Genomic DNA, 20,263 nt, shown 5'->3' on the forward strand with positions numbered 1-20,263 from the left:
GGCATATTAATGCCAATGTTTTTGGAATGGCTTTTAGAACGATTGGAAATAAGTTACCTGACCCGCATGGGTGGCGATGGCCATGGATGGGTATCAGCTTTACGAATAATTACAGACAGCGCTGGCGGGCCTGACTAGATTGACGGTTCCGGGCTCGAATGCGTTGGCAGTGAAGCCCCAATAACAATAAAGAGACGGACCCATGCAGAACTCGACCCAAGCGGCGAATGCCTGGCGCATTCTGTTCCTGCTGTTCCTGGCCAACCTGTTCAATTTCTTCGACCGCACCATCCCGGCGATCATCATCGAGCCGATCCGCATGGAATGGCACCTCAGTGATTTTCAACTGGGGATCATCGGGACTGCATTCACCATCGTTTACGCCATTGCCGGCCTGCCTCTGGGGCGATTGGCCGATACCGGTTCGCGCAGCAAATTGATGGGCTGGGGCTTGGCGACATGGAGCGGGCTGACCGCGGTCAACGGGCTGGTGGGCAGTTTCTGGAGCTTCCTGATCGTGCGCATGGGCATCGGCATCGGTGAAGCCAGTTATGCACCGGCCGCCAACTCGCTGATCGGCGATTTGTTCCCGGCTCATCGTCGGGCGCGGGCCATGGGCATTTTCATGCTCGGTTTGCCGTTGGGCCTGTTGCTGGCGTTCTTCACCATCGGCTGGATGGTCAAAACGTTCGACAGCTGGCGCGCGCCGTTCTTCATCGCGGCGGTGCCGGGGCTGATCCTCGCAGTGTTCATGTTCTTCATCAAAGAGCCGAAACGCGGCGCGGCGGAAAGCGTGCAAGTGTCTCAGGAGCGCGTGGACCGGCCGATCCGTCGAGTGCTGGCGGTGCCGACTTTCCTGTGGCTAGTAATGGCGGGGCTGTGCTTCAACTTCGCCACCTATGCCTGCAACTCGTTTATGGTGCCGATGCTGCAGCGTTATTTCCTGATGCCATTGCAGGATGCAGCGGTGGCGACCGGGGTTATTGTCGGGGTGACCGGGCTGTTCGGCCTGACGCTCGGCGGCTGGGTCGCCGACAAGATTCACCAGCGCGTGGCCAATGGGCGGCTGCTGTTTGCAGCGTTCAGCCTGATCATTTCGACCGTGTGCACCGCCTGGGCGCTGCACGCTGGACGGATCGAGATCGGGGTATTTGTTGCGGTGTTCAGCTTGGGTTGGTTGTTCGCCTACAACTTCTATACCTGTGTGTACACGGCGATCCAGGACGTGGTCGAACCGCGCCTGCGGGCCACGGCGATGGCGTTGTTCTTTGCCGGGTTGTATTTACTCGGCGGTGGCTTGGGGCCGGTGGTAGTGGGCGGTTTGTCGGATCACTTCGCGCACACGGCGATGCTTTCGGCCGGCGCTGAGCAGATGACAGAAGCGTTCAAGGCTGTCGGTTTGCATGACGCGATGTACCTGATTCCGGTGGCGTTGTTCTTTACCATGGTGTTTCTGTTTTTGGCATCGCGGTGTTTTGTGAGGGATGCCAAGCGGATGAAGGAAGGGTTGGTGGCGGTGGCTGAGCCTGGTGTTGCAGCAGCGCCCGCGGTTTAAGATCAAAAGATCGCAGCCTTCGGCAGCTCCTACATGGTCCACGCCGACCTCGTTGGATACATGCAACCCCTGTAGGAGCTGCCGAAGGCTGCGATCTTGGCGTCTGTTGTGTCACCATAGATCTTCAGAAAACAAAAGGCCCGCATCGCTGCGGGCCTTCTTTTTTCGGTGGAGCAGGGGAGATTAACCCGCCACCAACACCCGAATCGCTTCCAGTCGCAGCGCAGCCTTGTCGAGCATGGCCAGACCTTGCTCACGCTGTTTACGCAACGCAACCAGTTCGCTGTCGCGCACGGTCGGGTTGACCGCTTGCAACGCGGTCAGGCGTGCCAGTTCTTCGTCAGTATCCGCCGCCAGGCGACGTTGCGCCTCGGCCACGCGCTCGGCGTGACGCGGGGTGATTTTCTCTTCGCCGGCGTTGATCCGTGGCGTCAGCTGATCGCGCTGGGCCTGGATGAACTTGTTGGCGCTGGCGCGGGGTACGCTTTCCAGTTGATCGTTCAGGGTTTCGAACGACACCCGGGTCGACAGGTCGTTGCCGTTGGCGTCGAGCAGGCAGCGCAAGGCGGCCGGCGGCAGGTAACGGCCCAGTTGCAGCGAGCGCGGGGCAACCACTTCGCTGACGTAGAGCAGTTCCAGCAACACGGTGCCCGGTTTCAGCGCCTTGTTCTTGATCAGCGCCACGGCGGTGTTGCCCATCGAGCCGGACAGGACCAGGTCCATGCCGCCCTGAACCATCGGATGTTCCCAGGTGATGAACTGCATGTCTTCGCGAGACAGCGCCTGATTACGGTCGTAGGTGATGGTCACGCCTTCGTCGTCGCCCAGCGGGAAGCTGGCGTCGAGCATTTTTTCGCTTGGCTTGAGGATCAGCGCGTTTTCCGAATGGTCTTCGCTGTCGATGCCGAAGGCGTCAAACAGGGTTTCCATGTAGATCGGCAGGGCGAATTGATCGTCTTGTTCGAGGATGTCTTCGACCAGCGCATCACCTTCGCCAGCACCGCCGGAATTGAGCTCCAGCAAGCGGTCGCGACCGGTGTGCAGTTCGGCTTCCAGACGCTCACGTTCAGTGCGGGCTTCGTCGATCAGCGCTTGCCACTCGCCGTCATCGGCGGTTTCCAGCAGCGGCAGCAGGCGCGGGCCGAACTGATGCTGCAAGGCGTTGCCGGTCGGGCAGGTGTTGAGAAACGCGTTCAGTGCTTCGTGGTACCACTGGTACAGCCGTTCTTGCGGGCTGGTTTCCAGGTACGGCACGTGCAGTTCAATAATGTGCTTTTGACCGATCCGGTCGAGACGACCGATACGCTGCTCCAGCAGGTCCGGGTGCGACGGCAGATCGAATAGCACCAGATGGTGCGAGAACTGGAAGTTGCGACCTTCACTGCCAATTTCCGAGCAGATCAGCACCTGCGCACCAAATTCTTCGTCGGCGAAGTAGGCAGCGGCACGGTCGCGCTCGAGGATGTTCATGCCCTCGTGGAAGACCGTGGCCGGAATGCCGGAGCGCACGCGCAGGGCGTCTTCCAGGTCCATGGCGGTTTCGGCGTGGGCGCAGATCACCAGCACTTTAGTGCGTTTGAGCATTTTCAGCTGATCGATCAGCCACTCGACGCGTGGGTCGAATTTCCACCAGCGCTCTTCTTCATTGGCGTCCGGCTGGGCCTGGAAGCTGACTTCCGGGTACAGCTCGGCGTGATCGCCCAACGGCAGTTCGAGGTATTCGGCCGGGCACGGCAGCGGGTACGGGTGCAGTTTGCGCTCCGGGAAACCCTGCACGGCAGCGCGCGTATTACGGAACAGCACGCGGCCGGTGCCGTGACGGTCCAGCAGTTCGCGGACCAGACGGGCGCTGGCTTCGATATCGCCATCGTTGACGGCGCTCAGTAGCGCTTCGCCTTCGTTGCCGAGGAATCCGTGGATGGTCTTGTGCGCTTCAGGCGACAGACGCCCTTTGTCCAGCAGCTCCTGAACGGCTTCGGCCACCGGGCGATAGTTTTCGCTCTCGGCGCGGAAGGCGTGCAGGTCATGGAAACGGTTCGGGTCGAGCAGGCGCAGACGCGCGAAGTGGCTGTCCTGACCCAGTTGTTCCGGGGTCGCGGTCAGCAGCAAGACGCCGGGAATGACTTCGGCCAGTTGCTCCACGAGTGCGTACTGAGGGCTGACCTGGTCTTCGTGCCACACCAGGTGGTGCGCTTCGTCGACCACCAGCAAATCCCAGCCGGCGGCGAACAGTGCGTCCTGGGCCTTCTCGTCGTCCACCAGCCATTCGAGCGCAACCAATGCGAGCTGGGTGTCTTCGAACGGGTTGGCGGCATCGCTTTCGATGAAGCGTTCTTCGTCGAACAGCGCAACTTGCAGGTTGAAGCGGCGGCGCATCTCCACCAGCCATTGGTGCTGCAGGTTTTCCGGCACCAGGATCAACACGCGACTGGCGCGGCCCGAGAGCAGTTGGCGATGGATCACCAGACCGGCTTCGATGGTCTTGCCCAGGCCCACTTCGTCGGCCAGCAAAACCCGCGGTGCGATGCGGTCGGCGACTTCACGGGCGATGTGCAACTGGTGCGCGATCGGTTGCGCACGCACGCCGCCCAAGCCCCAAAGGGAGGACTGCAACTGGCGGCTGGTGTGTTCCAGGGTGTTGTAGCGCAGGGAGAACCAGGCCAGCGGGTCGATCTGTCCGGCGAACAAACGGTCGCTGGCCAGACGGAACTGAATGAAGTTCGACAGTTGGGTTTCCGGCAGAGTGACCACTTCGTTCTGCGCATTGAGGCCGTGGTAGACCAGCAGGCCATCGACGTCGTCGACTTCCTGTACGGTCAGTTTCCAGCCTTCGAAGTGAGTGATGCTGTCACCCGGCGAAAACCGCACGCGGGTGAGGGGCGCATTCCGTAGCGCGTACTGGCGAGTCTCGCCAGTGGCCGGGTAGAGCACGGTCAACAAGCGGCCGTCCTGTGCCAGAACGGTGCCCAAACCCAGCTCGGCTTCGCTGTCACTGATCCAGCGTTGCCCCGGTTGATACTGCTGCGCCATGCTGCCTGACTCCCACCTTGAAAAAGCGGGCTATCTTAACGGAATGAGCCTTCAGGGCCAAAGGATTACATGCGTGCGCTGATGGTGGATGCGAACTTTTCGGGAGATGAAGATCAAAAGATCGCAGGCTGCACCAGCTCTTGCGGTGCCAAGCGGATCACAAGTTTGCGACCGATGGCTCAAGTCGTCATTGCCGCAGCCGACAGCCTGCTGACAGGAGACTAATAATATGCTGCCACCGATGCTCCCCTTGAGCGCCGTACCGATCACGTCACAGCAGGATCCGATCCGCCAGCGCCCGGACATTCCGCCCGTCGTACCGGTGCAGGAAAGCTCCAACGAAAGCACCATCGACCTGCAAAAGCGCGATCCGGAGGAGGCAGGCCTGCAGCTGCGCGAGGAGCAGCGTCGGCAACAGGAGCGGGAGCGCCGCCGTCGTGAGGCCGATGAGGATCCTGAAGAACACCTGGCGATTCCCGGTAATGAGCTCAATGCCGATAACACCGTACCGGTGGTGCCGTTGATGGAGGATCAGCCACGCCAAGGATTGTGGGTCGATATTGAAATCTGAAGTGTCGGGATCGCTGGTCAGCGCCCGCGCCAGACCGCATTATTGGCGTAATCCTGTCGCCTTTAACCGGCAGTTGAATTCATTTCCAAGCGATGCACTGAACGCCATGAGCCAAGATGACAAGCTGATCGACCTCAACTCCGAACGCGCCAAGCGGGTTCATGACCTTAATGAAAAGCGCCTGAACGAAGTGCGCCAGGCGTTCGAGCAGGCGATGCCGTTGGGCAAAGCGAAGAAAAAGCCGAAGAACAAACCGAAAAAGCGTTGAAACCCCCTGCATCGGTTGATGCAGGTCAGTTATTTCCCTTCCTTTTACGCCCGTCTCGGGCGGCATTGATCCCGGTCAATTTTCTCTCCTGCCCGATTGGTTAACTTAGCCCCATCGCAACAGGGCAAGTGCAGGAGGCCAGTCATGTTTTTCGACAACGTGGTGATCGCCGGAGTGCTGACAGTCGGCCTCATGGTTCTGTTTTTTGCAGGATTTGGATTTTTTATCTGGAAGGATTCGCATAAGCGGAAAAAACCGTAGGGTCTTTCTGGAGCAATGAGCACGCAAGGCATTTTGGGCGACTTCGGTCGCCCTTTTTTTGTCTGCGAATTTCTATCGGGTACATGCAGTCAACTGTGGGAGCGGGCTTGCCCGCGATAGCGGTATGTTTGTTACATCAATGTCGGATCTGCTGCCGTCATCGCGGGCAAGCCCGCTCCCACAGGGATCAGTGGTGTGATTGCAGCAACAAAAAAGGCGCGAACCTCACGGAACGCGCCTTTTTTTGGCTGCTGCGTATCAGCTACCCAGTGCCTTCGACGCCAGCCAGAACAGGCCGGCCGACAGGCTCACGGTAGCTGGCAGGGTCAGGACCCAGGCCAGCAGGATGGTTCTGACGGTGCCGCCTTGCAGGCCGCTTTTGTTGGCGACCATGGTGCCGGCCACGCCTGAAGACAGAACGTGGGTGGTGGAAACCGGCAGGCTGAAGATGTTCGCCGCGCCGATCATGCACGCGGTGGTGATCTGCGCCGACATGCCTTGGGCGTAAGTCATGCCTTGCTTGCCGATTTTCTCGCCGATGGTCAGTACCACGCGTTTCCAGCCGACCATGGTACCCAGGCCCAGCGCCAGTGCGACCGCCAGAATCACCCAGAACGGGGCGTATTCGGTGGTGGCGGTCAGGTCCTTGCGCAGCTTGTTCAGGTCAGCTTTTTCACGGGCAGGGAGGTCTGGCAGCTTGGCGACTTTCTTCGCAGTGTCGTCCAGGCAGAGGAGGTAACGACGTACTTCGATGCGGCTTTCCGACGGCAGCGAATGGTAGTCGGCTACACCTTTAAGGGTGCCGAGCAGCGCTGCGATGGTCGGTTCGGTCTGTTGCGGGTTGCAACGGAATTTCTCCGGCAGATCGCCTTTCACGCTTTTGCCCAGTGCCAGGAATTCACCAAGGGATTCGCGGTTACGCTCGTAGAACTGGCTCAGGTGCAGGGTCGCATCGCGAGTACGTTCGATCTGGTAGGTGGTGCTGTTCAGGTCGAGAACGAACTGCGCCGGCACGATACCGATCAGCACTAGCATGATCAGGCCGATACCTTTCTGGCCATCGTTCGAGCCGTGCACGAAGCTGACTGCCATCGCCGAAATCACCAGCACCAGACGGTTCCAGAACGGCGGGTGTTTCTTGTCGTCGATCTTGCGGCGCTGTTCCGGTGTCTTGTGCATCTTGGACAGCGGACGCCACCATTTAAGGCCGATCAACACCAGGGCTGCGATCAGGAAGCCAGCCATCGGAGAGAACACCAGGGAGGCACCGATATCGATCGCCTTCTGCCAGTTCACGCCATCGGCCAACGGAATGTCGTTGATCAGGGCGTTGGCCAGGCCGACACCGAGGATCGAACCGATCAGCGTGTGGGAGCTGGAGGCGGGGATACCGAAGTACCAGGTGCCCAGGTTCCAGGTGATGGCGGCGGCGAGCAACGAGAACACCATGGCCAGTCCGTGACCGGTGTTCACATTGATCAGCAGTTCTACCGGCAGCAAATGGACGATGGCATACGCCACGCCCACACCGCCCAGCAGCACGCCGAGGAAGTTGAACACACCGGAAAAGAACACCGCCAGATGAGGCGGCATGGCTTTGGTGTAGATAACAGTGGCCACCGCGTTTGCGGTGTCATGAAAGCCGTTGATGAACTCGAAGGCGAGGACAAAGGCCAGGGCGAGCAAGAGGCTCACAAGCACCCAAGCATCCAGTCCGCTGAATAAATCGATCATGAAGGTTTTCTGACCCGGTCGTAAGGGGGCGCGATTATGCCAGAAAAGACTGCTAATCAATGCACTTGCTGCTCATCGGTAACATTCTTCAACGAATTAATTTGTGGCAATCCCCCAAGTCCCAGGTTTTTTCGGGGTTTTACAAGTCATTGAATTTACTTGCAAAGGCCGTAGCCACAAGGGTTTCTCCCGGCGAAGCGAGAAGCTTGAACATGTGTGTGAAATTTCTTGGAAGAGGGTCAGACAGGAGTCATTTGCCTCATCCAATGGATGAGGAGACCGCTGCCCGCTTGTAGCGGGCACGAAAAGCATCATCCATACGACCCGCTTTTAACAGGTGTAGATGCAGGCTCTTGAAAGAATTCAAACCGAGGCGGTCATGGCTCTTCGGCTTTGAGTTCCTTTTCCATCTTCTGCAATTCCTGGGAGAAGGCCTGGTCCTGAACGGTGGCGCGTTTACGCCAGGGTTTGCGTTCGGGTTCGGGCTGAGCGGCGTAGGTGGTGACTTCCCCGCCGTAAACTTCCTTGTAACGTTGTTCCTGGCGCTCAAGTTCCGCGCGCAGTTCGTCTTTCGTCACAGTGCTACCTGATTGAGTTGAGATTAATTCTGGTGAAACGCGCTGCATCGATTTATTGACCGCACTCGTTGAAGGGACAATGCCTGACACGGCATCGTTCCCACGGCGCAATCAATACGTCCTTGTTGCAGGCGGCCACGGCACCAGAGAAAAACAGCTGACGTAGCATCAGTCTCCTGTTTCAGCGAGCGCGTTGGCGGAGCATATGAAATGAGCGTCAAGCGCTTGCTGCGGACAGCGGCAATGGATATTGCGCTGCCGGTTGGCGGAATCGGCACGTAAAAAACCGGTCGCCACTGAGATGCATTATAGCGGTCGATCCGAAGAACACTATCTCTTGAGAGTTAAAAGTAGTTCCTCGTGTGTGATTGTTTTGTTACTCGCAAAGTTTTACCGATAACTACAGTGCCGGGGATGCCAGTTACAGCGGTGACTTTCTGGCGCCATTAAGCCGAACGAATTAGTACATCCGTGCTTCTTTAAAACGTGACCGAAAATAACAATCGTATTGCATGAGAGTGAAAGCAGTATGACTCACCATAAGCAACCAACGATTGCGATTATCGGCTGGTGGTTCGATAATCGCCCAATCTTGGTGGCCGATGGCTTGTGTGTCAGACCGGGAGCCGCTTGTAATAGTCGCTGATCCGTGTGGGAAACAACCTGATATGAACGATCAAATGCGCAACTCCTTCGCTTCAGTGGCACCGCCGATCGTTGCCTCGCCCGCCAAGCGAATCCAGGCCCTGACCGGTGACCCGGATTTCATGACCTCCCTGGCCCGTGGTCTGGCGGTGGTGCAAGCGTTTCAGGAGCGCAAGCGGCACCTGACCATTGCGCAGATCAGCCATCGCACGGAAATTCCCCGCGCCGCTGTGCGACGTTGCCTGCATACACTGATCAAACTCGGCTACGCCACCACCGACGGGCGCACCTATTCGCTGCTGCCCAAAGTACTGACCCTGGGCCATGCCTATTTGTCGTCGACGCCATTGGCGGTTTCTGCCCAGCCGTACCTGGACCGCATGAGCGAGCAACTGCACGAAGCCTGCAACATGGCCACGCTGGAGGGCGATGACATTTTGTACATTGCGCGTTCGGCGACCACCCAGCGACTGATTTCCGTCGACCTCTCGGTGGGCGGGCGACTGCCGGCCTATTGCACGTCCATGGGCAGGATTCTCCTCGCTGCGCTGGACGACACGTCACTGCGCGAATACCTCGACCATGCAGAGCTGCAAGCCAAAACCAGTCGCACCTTGCATACCCCCGAGGCGCTGCTCGAATGCCTGCAAGAGGTAAGGCAGCAAGGCTGGTGCATCGTGGATCAGGAATTGGAGCAGGGCCTGCGCTCGATTGCCGTTCCGGTGTATGACGCTTCCGGGCAAGTCGTAGCGGCGTTAAACGTCAGCACCCACGCCGGCCGGGTCAGTCGCAGCGAGCTGGAGCAACGTTTCCTGCCCGGTCTGCTCAGCGCGAGTCGTGACCTGAGCGCGCAACTCTTTGCCTAAGCTGTTCGATAAACGCACAGAGTCGCGTTTATCGAATTGACGCTCTTTCCCTTGGCTCATTAATGTCGCGGCAGCGTCATCCGCCACTGCTGGCCTTCATTCAGTCGCCGGACGACGCCCCCCAATAATAATGAGAAGAGGCATCGTCATGCGCACGTTTCCCGACTGTCCGGTTTAGCTGCCGAAACCGAACGCCTGATCCCGACCTCCTTTCTTGTGACAGCGTCAGCCCCGGCTGGCACCTGTTCGACTGCGTTCTTTGCGTGGAATAAAAATAATGAACCAGCCTCAGTCTGCTGTAGGAAACTGCCTCGACGTGCAGTCCTTCATCAACACTCAACCCATTTCGCGCTACCAATGGCGGGTGGTGATTCTATGTTTCCTGATTGTTTTCCTCGATGGCCTCGACACTGCGGCCATGGGTTTTATCGCGCCGGCACTGTCCCAGGACTGGGGCATCGATCGCGCCAGTCTCGGCCCGGTGATGAGCGCGGCGTTGATTGGCATGGTCTTCGGCGCTTTGGGTTCTGGCCCGTTGGCTGACCGATTCGGGCGAAAAGTCGTACTGGTGGGCGCGGTGTTGGTGTTCGGCGCTTTCAGCCTGGCGTCGGCGTACAGCACCAACGTTGACCAGTTGCTGGTACTGCGTTTCCTCACCGGTCTGGGTTTGGGCGCTGGTATGCCGAACGCCACCACGCTGTTGTCCGAATACACCCCGGAGCGCAAGAAATCCTTGCTGGTGACCAGCATGTTCTGCGGCTTCAACCTCGGCATGGCTGGCGGCGGGTTTATCTCGGCCAAACTGATCCCGGCCTTCGGTTGGCATAGCCTGCTGCTGATCGGCGGGGTTCTGCCGCTGATCCTCGCCGTCGTCTTGCTGTTCTGGTTGCCGGAATCGGCGCGCTATCTGGTGGTGCGCAATCGTGGCACGGACAAAGTGCGCAAGGCCCTGGCGCCGATCGACCCGACGGTGGTGGCTCAGGCTTCGAGCTTCAGCGTCCCGGAACAGAAAACCGTGAAGGCGCGCAATGTGTTTGCGGTGATCTTCTCCGGCACTTACAGCACCGGCACGTTGTTGCTGTGGCTGACGTACTTCATGGGCCTGGTGATCGTTTACCTGCTGACCAGTTGGCTGCCGACGCTGATGCGCGACAGCGGCGCGAGCATGGAGCAGGCAGCGTTCATTGGTGCGCTGTTCCAGTTCGGTGGGGTGTTGAGCGCGGTGGGTGTGGGCTGGGCGATGGATCGGTTCAATCCGCACAAGGTCATCGGCATTTTCTACTTGTTCGCCGGAGTGTTTGCCTACGCGGTAGGGCAGAGCCTGGGCAACATCACCTTGCTGGCGACCCTGGTGCTGGTGGCGGGGATGTGCGTCAACGGCGCGCAATCGGCGATGCCGTCGCTGGCGGCGCGGTTTTACCCGACTCAAGGGCGGGCGACCGGTGTGTCGTGGATGCTCGGGATTGGCCGCTTCGGCGCGATCCTCGGTGCGTGGATGGGCGCAACGTTGCTGGGGCTGGGCTGGAATTTCGAGCAAGTGCTGACGGCGCTGGTGATCCCGGCCGCGTTGGCAACCACGGCGGTGGTGATCAAGGGCATGGTCAGTCATGCGGATGCGACCTGAGGGTACATGATCGTTCCCACGCTCCGCGTGGGAATGCAGCCCGGGACGCTCCGCGTCCCAGAAGCGGACGCAGAGCGTCCATTGAGGCATTCCCACGCGGAGCGTGGGAACGATCGGCAGAGGAGATCGGTAGGGAGACAACAATCTGTTCGATAAACGAACACTCAGTCGATTATCGGATTGTTTGGCGTTGTCCAGGGGCTTACTCTTCAGTCATTCCGGCGCTGAACCTCGCGCCTTTTTCTACCACCGTCGGTCCATAACAAAACGGGAGCCTGCCCCATGGCTGAAATCCTTTCGCTGCATGACGCGATAAAGCAGTTCGTCAACGATGGCGATACCGTCGCGCTCGAAGGCTTTACTCACCTGATTCCTACGGCGGCGGGTCACGAAATCATTCGTCAGGGCAAGAAAGATCTGACCCTGGTGCGGATGACGCCCGACTTGATCTACGACCAGTTGATCGGTGCCGGTTGTGCTCGCAAGCTGATCTTCTCCTGGGGCGGTAACCCGGGCGTGGGCTCGCTGCACCGTCTGCGTGACGCGGTCGAAAGGCAGTGGCCGCATGCGCTGGAAATCGAAGAACACAGCCACGCCGACCTGGCCAATGCCTACGTCGCTGGCGCTTCGGGCTTACCGTTCGCGGTGCTGCGTGCCTACGCCGGCTCCGACCTGCCGAAGGTCAACCCGCTGATCAAGACCGTCACGTGCCCGTTCACCGGCGAAGTGCTAGCGGCGGTGCCATCGGTGCGCCCGGACATTACCGTGATTCACGCGCAGAAAGCCGACCGCAAAGGCAATGTGCTGCTCTGGGGTATTCTCGGCGTGCAGAAAGAAGCCGCGCTGGCCGCCAAGCGTTGCATCGTTACCGTCGAGGAAATCGTCGACGATCTCAATGCACCGATGAACTCCTGTGTTCTGCCGACCTGGGCCTTGAGCGCGGTTTGCCACGTCCCTGGTGGTGCGCATCCGTCCTACGCTCACGGCTACAACGAACGCGACAACCGTTTCTACCAGGCTTGGGACCCGATTGCCCGCGACCGTGAAACGTTCACCGCGTGGATCAACGAATACATCCTCGGTTGCGCTGACTTCAGCGAGTTCCAGGCCAAGCTGGCCGCTGCTTCGGAGGCCAAGTAATGACTTACACCACTAATGAAATGATGACCGTCGCCGCCGCCCGCCGTCTGAAAAACGGTTCGGTATGCTTCGTCGGTATCGGCCTGCCGTCGAAAGCCGCCAACCTGGCACGTCTGACTTCCTCGCCAGATGTAGTCCTGATCTACGAATCGGGCCCGATCGGTGCCAAGCCGAGTGTATTGCCGCTGTCGATCGGTGACGGTGAACTGGCGGAAACCGCCGACACTGTCGTCCCGACCGGTGAGATTTTTCGCTACTGGTTGCAGGGCGGACGCATTGACGTCGGTTTTCTTGGCGCCGCGCAAGTCGACCGCTTTGGCAACATCAACACCACCGTGGTGGGTGACTACCATCAACCGAAAGTTCGCCTGCCGGGTGCCGGTGGTGCGCCGGAGATTGCCGGTTCCGCCAAGAGCGTGCTGATCATCCTCAAGCAGTCGGCGCGTTCCTTTGTCGACAAGCTCGACTTCATCACCTCGGTCGGCCATGGCGAGGGCGGGGATTCACGCAAGCGTCTCGGCCTGCCGGGCGCCGGCCCTGTCGGCATTATTACCGACCTGTGCATCATGGAACCCGAAGCGGATACTCATGAATTCGTGGTGACTGCGCTGCACCCAGGTGTGACTCGCGAGCAAGTGATTGCTGCCACCGGTTGGGCGATTCGTTTTGCCGATCAGGTGGAAAACACCGCCGAGCCAACCGATGTCGAGCTGACCGCACTGCGCGATCTGGAAGCCCGCACCGCTGCGGCTCACGGCCAAGCACCCGGAGAAGCCTGATGCGTGACGTTTATATCTGCGACGCCATTCGCACCCCCATCGGCCGTTTCGGCGGTGGCCTGTCGGCGGTTCGCGCCGACGACCTGGCCGCCGTGCCGATCAAAGCGCTGATGGCGCGCAACCCGTCGGTGGACTGGAACGCGGTAGACGAAGTGTTCCTCGGTTGCGCCAACCAGGCCGGCGAAGACAACCGCAACGTGGCACGCATGGCGTTGCTGCTGGCGGGGCTGCCGGAAACCATTCCCGGCGTTACCCTCAATCGTCTGTGCGCTTCGGGCATGGATGCGATCGGCACTGCGTTCCGGGCCATCGCCAGTGGCGAGATGGAGTTGGCGATTGCCGGCGGCGTCGAGTCGATGTCTCGCGCTCCGTTCGTGATGGGCAAGGCCGATGCGGCGTTCTCACGCAACATGAAACTGGAAGACACCACGATCGGCTGGCGTTTCATCAACCCGTTGATGAAAGCTCAATACGGTGTGGATGCGATGCCGCAGACCGCCGATAACGTAGCCGACGCTTACCAAATTTCCCGCGCCGATCAGGATGCTTTCGCACTGCGCAGTCAGCAACGCACAGCGGCCGCGCAAGCCGCAGGATTTTTCGCCGAAGAGATCGTCGAAGTGCGGATTGCCCACAAGAAGGGTGAAAGCGTGGTCACGCAGGATGAACATCCCCGCGCTGACACAACACTGGAAACCCTGGCCAAACTCAAACCAGTCAACGGCCCGGACAAAACCGTCACCGCCGGCAACGCTTCCGGCGTGAACGACGGTGCGGCGGCGTTGATTTTGGCCTCTGGCGACGCGGTAAAGAAACATGGCCTGACTGCGCGCGCTCGCGTTTTGGGCATGTCGAGTGCCGGTGTCGCACCGAGGGTGATGGGCATCGGCCCGGTGCCGGCGGTGCGCAAATTGACTGAGCGGCTGGGCCTGGCGGTCAGCGATTTCGACGTGATCGAACTCAATGAAGCCTTCGCCAGCCAGGGCTTGGCCGTGTTGCGTGAGCTGGGATTGGCCGATGACGCGGCCCAGGTCAACCCGAATGGTGGTGCCATTGCCTTGGGCCATCCGTTGGGCATGAGCGGCGCGCGCTTGGTATTGACCGCGCTGCATCAATTGGAAAAAACCGGTGGCAAGAAAGGTCTGGCGACCATGTGCGTCGGTGTCGGCCAAGGTCTGGCGCTGGCGATCGAACGGGTCTGACACACGCCGTCGACTTATAAGAACTGAGGAAAGTGTAATGACTGACAAGCCTGGTTACCGTCGCCCGCAGGAGGGCACTCAGCCGGAGTACCTGCACCCGACCTATCAATCCACCAACCTGCGCTCGCCGTCCAAGCCGTTGGTGTTTTTGCCGCATTCGTTGTCGGAAATCACCGGCCCGACTATCGGCGCCGAGCGCATCCAGGAAAAGGACAACGACTTGACCGCTCAGCATCAGGGCGAACCACTGGGCGAGCGCATCATCATTCACGGCCGCGTGCTGGATGAAAACGGTCTGCCAGTACCGGGCATTCTGGTAGAGATCTGGCAGGCCAACGCCGCCGGTCGCTACAACCATGCGCGCGACCTGCACGACGCGCCGCTGGACCCGAATTTCACCGGCACCGGCCGCACCGTGACCGACGCCGATGGCTGGTATCAGTTCCAGACCATCAAGCCTGGCGCTTATCCCTGGGGTAACCACCACAACGCCTGGCGCCCGGCGCACATCCATTTCTCACTGTTCGGGCCGAGTATTCTTACGCGCCTGGTAACCCAGATGTATTTCCCGGGCGACCCATTGCTGGCCTACGACCCGATCTACAACTGCGTGCCCGATACCAGCGCCAAAGAGCGCCTGATCGCCAGTTTCGACCTGGAAAAAACCATCCCTTCCTACGCCCTCGGTTATCGCTGGGACATCGTCTTGCGCGGCCGTGAAGCCACGCCGATGGAGAAATAAGATGACGCTGAACGCGACCACGTCCCACACCGTCGGGCCGTATTACCACATCGGCCTGACCTGGCTGAACCGCGAAGACCTGACCGTTGCCCAGACCCTCGGCGAGCGCGTGGCGATCACCGGGCAAGTCGTCGATGGCAATGGCGACTTCGTCAACGACGCCATGCTCGAAGTGTGGCAGGCCAACGCCGCCGGCAAGTACGACCATCCCGAAGACGATCAAGACAAACCGCTGGACCCGAATTTCGAAGGGTTTGGCCGGGTGCCGGTGGATGCAGAAGGGCGCTTCCGCTTTACCACGATCAAACCGGGCACAGTGGAAGGCTTGAAAGGCACGACCCAGGCGCCGCATTTAGTGGTACTGGTATTTGCTCGTGGGTTGGTGAAGCATTTGCTGACGCGGATTTATTTTGATGGCGAACCGGCTAATGTGGCGGACCCGCTATTGGAGTGCGTGCCTGCTGAACGCCGCGGCACTTTGCTGGCGAAGCAGGATGCTTCGGGTGTTTATCAGTGGAACGTGATTCTGCAGGGGACGGATGCCGAGACGGTGTTCTTTGATTATTGAAATCAAGATCAAAAGATCGCAGGCTGCGCCAGCTCCTACAGGAACCCCGTTCGACGATTAGATCAATGTAGGAGCTGCCGAAGGCTGCGATCTTTTGGCGCACCACGACCTTTGATTTTTACGCGCAGGCCTGACCGGGCCCACGCCTGCAAGGACTGTTTATGAACCAGCGACCGGGCAATCAATTGTTCGATGCCTATTTCACGGCACGCGACATGCGTGAGGTGTTCTGCGATCAGGGCCGGGTTCAGGCCATGCTTGATTTCGAAGCGGCACTGGCCCGGGCCGAGGCGCGGGTCGGGCTGATTCCGCAGACGGCTGTCGCGTCTATCGAAGCGGCCTGCCTCTCTGAGCATTACGACTTCGCCGCTCTGGGTGAGGCCATTGCCACGGCGGGGAATTCGGCGATTCCGCTGGTCAAGGCATTGGGCAAGCAGATCGCCAAGAGCGATGCCGAAGCCGAGCGTTACGTGCATCTGGGCGCGACCAGCCAGGATGTAATGGACACCGGTCTGGTGCTGCAACTTCGCCGCGCACTGGAATTGATCGAAGCTGATCTGGCGCAACTGGGGGAAACCCTCGCGACCCAGGCCTGGCGTTACGTCGCCACGCCAATGGCCGGACGAACCTGGCTGCAGCACGCGACACCGGTCACCCTCGGCATGAAAATCGCCGGTTGGTTGGGCGCAGTGACGCGTAGCCGTCAGCGTCTGCTGGAACTCAAACCGCGCCTGCTGGTGCTGCAATTCGGCGGCGCCTCCGGCACCCTCGCGGCCCTCGGCGAGCAGGCGATGCCGATTGCCGAAGCCTTGGCCGCAGAACTGCAACTGACTTTGCCGGAACAACCCTGGCACACCCAGCGGGATCGTCTGGTGGAGTTCGGCGCGGTGCTTGGACTGATCGCTGGCAGCCTCGGCAAACTCGGTCGCGACATCAGCCTGTTGATGCAGACCGAGGCTGGCGAAGTGTTCGAACCGTCGGCACCGGGCAAGGGCGGTTCCTCGACCATGCCGCACAAGCGCAACCCGGTGGGCGCGGCGGTGCTGATCGGCACGGCGACGCGGGTGCCTGGCTTGCTCTCGACCTTGTTCAGTGCGATGCCGCAGGAGCACGAACGCAGCCTGGGCTTGTGGCATGCCGAATGGGAAACCCTGCCGGAGATCTGCTGTTTAGTGTCAGGCAGCTTGCAGCAAGCGCTGTTGGTGGCCGACGGACTGGAAGTGGATGCCGACCGAATGACGCGCAACCTCGACCTGACCCAGGGCCTGGTGCTGGCCGAAGCCGTGAGCATCGTGCTGGCGCAACGGGTCGGTCGCGACACCGCGCACCATCTACTGGAGCAATGCTGCAAACGCGCAGTGGCCGAGCAACGTCATCTGCGCGCGGTACTCGGCGACGAGCCGCAGGTGACTGCCGAGCTGTCGGATGCTGAACTCGATCGTTTGCTGGACCCCGCCCATTACCTCGGTCAGGCCCATACCTGGGTCGAGCGAGCAGTGGCTGAACATTTTGCGTTGATTGCCTGAAGGAGACTGCTGTGGCATTCGTACAACTCGCCGAGGGCGAACTGCACTATCAAATTCAAGGGCCGCAACTCGATGGGCCGGTCGAGGCGCCGGTACTGGTGCTGTCCAACTCACTGGGCACCGACCTGCACATGTGGGATGCGCAGATTCCGGCGTTCAGCGAGCATTTTCGCGTGCTGCGTTTTGACACCCGTGGTCACGGCCAGTCGTTGGTGACGCCGGGGCCGTACAACATCGAGCAACTGGGCCGCGACGTGCTGGCGCTGCTGGATGCGCTACACATCGAACGCGCGCATTTCTGTGGTCTGTCCATGGGCGGGTTGATCGGCCAATGGCTGGGGATCAATGCCGGTCAGCGTTTGAATAAACTGATTGTATGTAACACCGCGGCGAAAATCGGCGATCCGTCGGTGTGGAATCCACGGATCGAAACCGTGTTGCGTGACGGCGCGGCGGCGATGGTTGCACTGCGTGATGCGTCGATTGCCCGCTGGTTTACCGCGGACTTTTCCGAGGCCAATCCGGCAGCGACGAAGCGGATTACCGACATGCTCGCGGTCACCTCGCCTGAAGGCTACGCGGCCAATTGCGCGGCGGTACGTGACGCCGATTTCCGTGATCAGTTGTCCTCGATTCAGGTGCCGCTGCTGGTGATCGCCGGCACCGAAGACGCGGTGACGCCGCCGTCCGGCGGGCATTTCATTCAGGAGCAAGTGCGTGGCGCCGAGTACGCAGAGTTCTACGCCGCGCACCTGTCCAACGTCCAGGCCGGCGCTGCGTTCAGCGACCGGGTACTGGCGTTTTTGTCAGCTCATTGAGGGGATTGTTGTGGACGAGAAACAACGTTACGACGAGGGTCTGAATGTCCGTCGCGCAGTACTTGGCGACGCCCATGTCGATCGCAGCCTGAACGCGCTGACCGAGTTCAACTCGGAGTTCCAGGAGATGATCACCCGCCACGCCTGGGGCGACATCTGGACCCGCCCGGGCCTGCCGCGTCATACCCGCAGCCTGATCACCATCGCCATGCTGATCGGCATGAACCGCAACGAAGAACTCAAACTGCACCTGCGCGCCGCCGCCAACAACGGCGTGACCCGTGGCGAGATCAAGGAAGTGATCATGCAGAGCGCGATCTACTGCGGCATCCCGGCGGCCAACGCAACATTCCACCTGGCCGAGTCGGTGTGGGATGAGTTGGGGGTTGAGTCGCGCGAGTGATCCGCGAAAGTTGTATTGCCTGAGCTGACGTCTTCGCGGGCAAGCCTCGCTCCTACAGTTGTCCGGCGTGAACGCTGATTTTGTGTTCACTGAAGGTCCCTGTGGGAGCCGGGCTTGCCCGCGATGGCGACAGTACATTCAATATTGATGTGGCTGAAAAATTGCCTTCGCGAGCAAGCCCGCTCCCACAGTTGTCCGGCGTGAACGCCAATTTTGTGTTCACTGAAGATCCCTGTGGGAGCCGGGCTTGCCCGCGATGGCGGCAGTACATTCAATATTGATGTGGCTGAAAGATTGCCTTCGCGAGCAGGCTCGCTCCCACCTTAGTTGTGTGGTGTGAACGCAGTTTTGTGTTCACCGAAAATCACTGTGGGAGCGAGCCTGCTCGCGATGGCGGTAGTGGGTTTACAGCAGACTGATCGGATAGCTGACGATCAACCGATTCTCATCGAACTCGTTGTTGCTGAAGTCGCGGCGGATGGTCGAGTTGCGCCATTTGACGTTGAGGTTTTTCAGCGTGCCGCTCTGCACGGTGTAGCCCAGTTCGCTTTCGCGGCCCCATTCCTTGCCGTCGGTGGTGGTTGCAGTGTGGACGTTGTCGCCGCTGATGTAGCGGTTCATCAACGTCAGGCCCGGTACGCCCAAGGCGGCGAAGTTGTAGTCGTGGCGCAGTTGCCAGGATTTTTCCTTCGCGTTGTCGTAGCTGGCGTTGTAGCTATCGTTCGCCAACGTACCACCGCTGGTGCCGTTGACCCGCATCCAGGCGCTGTCGCCGGTGAGTTTTTGCAGGCCGACATAGAAGGTGTTGCCGCCATATTTGGCCGAGAACAGGCCCGACCAGGTCTTGTTGTCCAGCTCGCCGGCCCGAGCGCTACCGTCATCCTTACCGTAGAAGAACCCGAGGTTGGCGCCCAGCGTCCAGTCGCCTAGTGGCTGGGTGTGGATCAGGTTGACGTATTGCTGGCTGTAGATGTCCTTGAGTTCAGCGTTCCACAGGCCGATCTGAGTTCGCTTGCCGTTGAAGGCATATTCGCCGCCCTGAAAGTTGAAGCGGTCTGACGTGAACGCTGCTTTGCCGGTCATTGACATGTCGTTCATGCTGCTGTCATCGCGCGGGCTGTTGGCTCGGAACTGGCCGCCGTAGAGCGTCAGGCCGTCGATTTCCTTCGAGGTGATCTGGCCGCCACGGAAGGTTTGCGGCAGCGAGCGACCGTCGTCCGAACGCAGGATCGGCAATACCGGCATCCACTCGCCGACTTTCACTTCGGTCTGGGACAGCTTGGCCTTGAACGCCACATTGGTGCGACCAAAGTTATCCGCCGGGCGACCATCGTGGTCCAGCGGCAGCAACTGCGTACCACTGGTGCCTTTGCCGCCGTCGAGCTTGACCGAATACAACCCCAGTACATCCATGCCGAACCCGACCGTGCCCTGGGTGAACCCGGACTTGGCGTCGAGGATGAAGCTTTGCGTCCACTCTTCAGCCTTGCCCTGGCTCTTGGTCGGGTTGGTGAAGTTACGGTTGATGTAGAAGTTACGCAGGTTCAGGTTGACCTTGGCGCCTTCGACAAAACCGGCTTCCTCGGCCATGGCGGGCAGGGCCGCACCGGCCAGTGCGAGGGCGATCAGGCTGGGAAAGAAATACTGCGCGGTGGAAGGGATCATGGGCTCGGGTCTCTCTAATTCTTGGATGAAACGGGGCGGTGCCGCAACGTTCGGGTTGCAGACAAAAGATTCGAATTCAGAAAAGCGGGGCGAGGTCAGCCGGACAGGGCAGGGCGCGGGGACATGGTGTCGAACCTGTTGTTATTGGTTTTGTGCGACCGATGGTGAGGGAAACGCACTAAATGGTTCAATCGGGGGGAGACGGGTTCTGGGCGATTATCGAACGTAAGATTGATCAGGGTTTTGTGGTGTCGGGACCGGCCCCATCGCGGGCAAGCCCGCTCCCAC

The 20,263-nt window shown here is 60.0% G+C and carries 19 protein-coding genes; 15 read left to right on the plus strand and 4 right to left on the minus strand.

The features are described from left to right. Nucleotides 1-202 precede the first annotated feature (202 nt). Nucleotides 203-1,555: a spinster family MFS transporter gene (locus NHU87_RS25760; protein ID WP_253553602.1), complete on the plus strand. Its 1,353-nt coding sequence runs from the start codon at nt 203-205 to the stop codon at nt 1,553-1,555. Nucleotides 1,556-1,738: 183 nt separating this feature from the next. On the opposite strand, the gene rapA is transcribed toward NHU87_RS25760, so the two are convergent. After that, nucleotides 1,739-4,585 (minus strand): RNA polymerase-associated protein RapA, encoded by a 2,847-nt coding sequence (gene rapA, locus NHU87_RS25765; RefSeq protein ID WP_253553605.1) that lies wholly within the window; start codon nt 4,583-4,585, stop codon nt 1,739-1,741. 69 nt (nt 4,586-4,654) lie between these two features. On the opposite strand from rapA, the gene NHU87_RS25770 reads away from it, so the two are divergent. The 4 genes from NHU87_RS25770 (at nt 4,655) to ccoM (ending at nt 5,685) form a co-directional block, all read left to right on the plus strand. Next, the gene (locus NHU87_RS25770; RefSeq protein WP_253553608.1) at nt 4,655-4,810 is read left to right on the plus strand and encodes a hypothetical protein; all 156 of its coding nucleotides are present in this window, start codon (nt 4,655-4,657) and stop codon (nt 4,808-4,810) included. A 4-nt stretch (nt 4,811-4,814) separates the two neighbouring features. Further along, nucleotides 4,815-5,156, plus strand: a complete 342-nt coding sequence (locus NHU87_RS25775; protein ID WP_052966937.1) for a hypothetical protein — start codon at nt 4,815-4,817, stop codon at nt 5,154-5,156. Between the two features lie 106 nt (nt 5,157-5,262). Next, nucleotides 5,263-5,424, plus strand: coding sequence for a hypothetical protein (locus NHU87_RS25780; protein ID WP_007935839.1), 162 nt, complete (start codon nt 5,263-5,265; stop codon nt 5,422-5,424). 144 nt (nt 5,425-5,568) lie between these two features. Further along, the gene (ccoM, locus tag NHU87_RS28435; protein WP_007906619.1) at nt 5,569-5,685 is read left to right on the plus strand and encodes a cytochrome c oxidase subunit CcoM; all 117 of its coding nucleotides are present in this window, start codon (nt 5,569-5,571) and stop codon (nt 5,683-5,685) included. Nucleotides 5,686-5,943: 258 nt separating this feature from the next. Here the strand turns inward: ccoM and NHU87_RS25785 are convergent, their stop codons facing one another. Beyond that, nucleotides 5,944-7,419: an inorganic phosphate transporter gene (locus NHU87_RS25785; protein WP_253553611.1), complete on the minus strand. Its 1,476-nt coding sequence runs from the start codon at nt 7,417-7,419 to the stop codon at nt 5,944-5,946. Between the two features lie 377 nt (nt 7,420-7,796). After that, nucleotides 7,797-7,997, minus strand: coding sequence for a hypothetical protein (locus tag NHU87_RS25790; protein WP_007903846.1), 201 nt, complete (start codon nt 7,995-7,997; stop codon nt 7,797-7,799). 668 nt (nt 7,998-8,665) lie between these two features. Here NHU87_RS25790 and pcaR point away from each other — a divergent pair. The 10 genes from pcaR to pcaC all read left to right on the plus strand — a co-directional run bounded on the left by pcaR (nt 8,666) and on the right by pcaC (nt 18,310). Then, the gene (pcaR, locus tag NHU87_RS25795) at nt 8,666-9,508 is read left to right on the plus strand and encodes a pca regulon transcriptional regulator PcaR (protein WP_007903845.1); all 843 of its coding nucleotides are present in this window, start codon (nt 8,666-8,668) and stop codon (nt 9,506-9,508) included. 277 nt (nt 9,509-9,785) lie between these two features. Then, entirely contained in the window at nt 9,786-11,132 is a 1,347-nt protein-coding gene (locus tag NHU87_RS25800) for an MFS transporter (protein WP_253553613.1), read from the plus strand. A 282-nt stretch (nt 11,133-11,414) separates the two neighbouring features. Beyond that, the gene (locus NHU87_RS25805; protein WP_253553615.1) at nt 11,415-12,272 is read left to right on the plus strand and encodes a CoA transferase subunit A; all 858 of its coding nucleotides are present in this window, start codon (nt 11,415-11,417) and stop codon (nt 12,270-12,272) included. Further along, complete coding sequence (locus NHU87_RS25810; RefSeq protein WP_008005876.1) at nt 12,272-13,051, plus strand: CoA-transferase subunit beta; 780 nt, start codon at nt 12,272-12,274, stop codon at nt 13,049-13,051. The genes NHU87_RS25805 and NHU87_RS25810 overlap by 1 nt, the downstream gene beginning before the upstream one ends. Further along, nucleotides 13,048-14,253: a 3-oxoadipyl-CoA thiolase gene (gene pcaF / locus NHU87_RS25815; protein WP_253553636.1), complete on the plus strand. Its 1,206-nt coding sequence runs from the start codon at nt 13,048-13,050 to the stop codon at nt 14,251-14,253. The genes NHU87_RS25810 and pcaF overlap by 4 nt, the downstream gene beginning before the upstream one ends. 37 nt (nt 14,254-14,290) lie before the next feature. After that, entirely contained in the window at nt 14,291-14,995 is a 705-nt protein-coding gene (gene pcaH, locus NHU87_RS25820) for a protocatechuate 3,4-dioxygenase subunit beta (RefSeq protein ID WP_253553617.1), read from the plus strand. Between the two features lies 1 nt (nt 14,996). Further along, nucleotides 14,997-15,563 (plus strand): protocatechuate 3,4-dioxygenase subunit alpha, encoded by a 567-nt coding sequence (gene pcaG / locus NHU87_RS25825; protein ID WP_253553619.1) that lies wholly within the window; start codon nt 14,997-14,999, stop codon nt 15,561-15,563. Nucleotides 15,564-15,724: 161 nt separating this feature from the next. Further along, nucleotides 15,725-17,089, plus strand: a complete 1,365-nt coding sequence (locus NHU87_RS25830; RefSeq protein WP_253553621.1) for a 3-carboxy-cis,cis-muconate cycloisomerase — start codon at nt 15,725-15,727, stop codon at nt 17,087-17,089. Between the two features lie 11 nt (nt 17,090-17,100). Beyond that, nucleotides 17,101-17,907, plus strand: a complete 807-nt coding sequence (pcaD, locus tag NHU87_RS25835) for a 3-oxoadipate enol-lactonase (protein ID WP_253553624.1) — start codon at nt 17,101-17,103, stop codon at nt 17,905-17,907. Nucleotides 17,908-17,917: 10 nt separating this feature from the next. Beyond that, nucleotides 17,918-18,310, plus strand: coding sequence for a 4-carboxymuconolactone decarboxylase (gene pcaC / locus NHU87_RS25840; RefSeq protein ID WP_008005892.1), 393 nt, complete (start codon nt 17,918-17,920; stop codon nt 18,308-18,310). Between the two features lie 405 nt (nt 18,311-18,715). Here the strand turns inward: pcaC and NHU87_RS25845 are convergent, their stop codons facing one another. Further along, on the minus strand, nt 18,716-19,975 hold the full coding sequence (locus tag NHU87_RS25845) for an OprD family porin (protein WP_253553626.1): 1,260 nt from the start codon (nt 19,973-19,975) through the stop codon (nt 18,716-18,718). Nucleotides 19,976-20,263: the final 288 nt, after the last annotated feature.

Origin of the sequence: Pseudomonas mandelii (genome assembly GCF_024138395.1) — a bacterium.
Classification (GTDB): Bacteria; Pseudomonadota; Gammaproteobacteria; order Pseudomonadales; family Pseudomonadaceae; genus Aquipseudomonas; species Aquipseudomonas mandelii_E.

What these genes read in the sequence shown, in the direction of transcription:
- NHU87_RS25760 (WP_253553602.1), top strand. Translation starts at nt 203, where the DNA reads ATGCAGAACTCGACCCAAGCGGCGAATGCCTGGCGCATTCTGTTCCTG.
- rapA (WP_253553605.1), bottom strand. Translation starts at nt 4,585, where the DNA reads ATGGCGCAGCAGTATCAACCGGGGCAACGCTGGATCAGTGACAGCGAA.
- NHU87_RS25770 (WP_253553608.1), top strand. Translation starts at nt 4,655, where the DNA reads ATGCGTGCGCTGATGGTGGATGCGAACTTTTCGGGAGATGAAGATCAA.
- NHU87_RS25775 (WP_052966937.1), top strand. Translation starts at nt 4,815, where the DNA reads ATGCTGCCACCGATGCTCCCCTTGAGCGCCGTACCGATCACGTCACAG.
- NHU87_RS25780 (WP_007935839.1), top strand. Translation starts at nt 5,263, where the DNA reads ATGAGCCAAGATGACAAGCTGATCGACCTCAACTCCGAACGCGCCAAG.
- ccoM (WP_007906619.1), top strand. Translation starts at nt 5,569, where the DNA reads ATGTTTTTCGACAACGTGGTGATCGCCGGAGTGCTGACAGTCGGCCTC.
- NHU87_RS25785 (WP_253553611.1), bottom strand. Translation starts at nt 7,419, where the DNA reads ATGATCGATTTATTCAGCGGACTGGATGCTTGGGTGCTTGTGAGCCTC.
- pcaR (WP_007903845.1), top strand. Translation starts at nt 8,666, where the DNA reads ATGAACGATCAAATGCGCAACTCCTTCGCTTCAGTGGCACCGCCGATC.
- NHU87_RS25800 (WP_253553613.1), top strand. Translation starts at nt 9,786, where the DNA reads ATGAACCAGCCTCAGTCTGCTGTAGGAAACTGCCTCGACGTGCAGTCC.
- NHU87_RS25805 (WP_253553615.1), top strand. Translation starts at nt 11,415, where the DNA reads ATGGCTGAAATCCTTTCGCTGCATGACGCGATAAAGCAGTTCGTCAAC.
- NHU87_RS25810 (WP_008005876.1), top strand. Translation starts at nt 12,272, where the DNA reads ATGACTTACACCACTAATGAAATGATGACCGTCGCCGCCGCCCGCCGT.
- pcaH (WP_253553617.1), top strand. Translation starts at nt 14,291, where the DNA reads ATGACTGACAAGCCTGGTTACCGTCGCCCGCAGGAGGGCACTCAGCCG.
- pcaG (WP_253553619.1), top strand. Translation starts at nt 14,997, where the DNA reads ATGACGCTGAACGCGACCACGTCCCACACCGTCGGGCCGTATTACCAC.
- NHU87_RS25830 (WP_253553621.1), top strand. Translation starts at nt 15,725, where the DNA reads ATGAACCAGCGACCGGGCAATCAATTGTTCGATGCCTATTTCACGGCA.
- NHU87_RS25845 (WP_253553626.1), bottom strand. Translation starts at nt 19,975, where the DNA reads ATGATCCCTTCCACCGCGCAGTATTTCTTTCCCAGCCTGATCGCCCTC.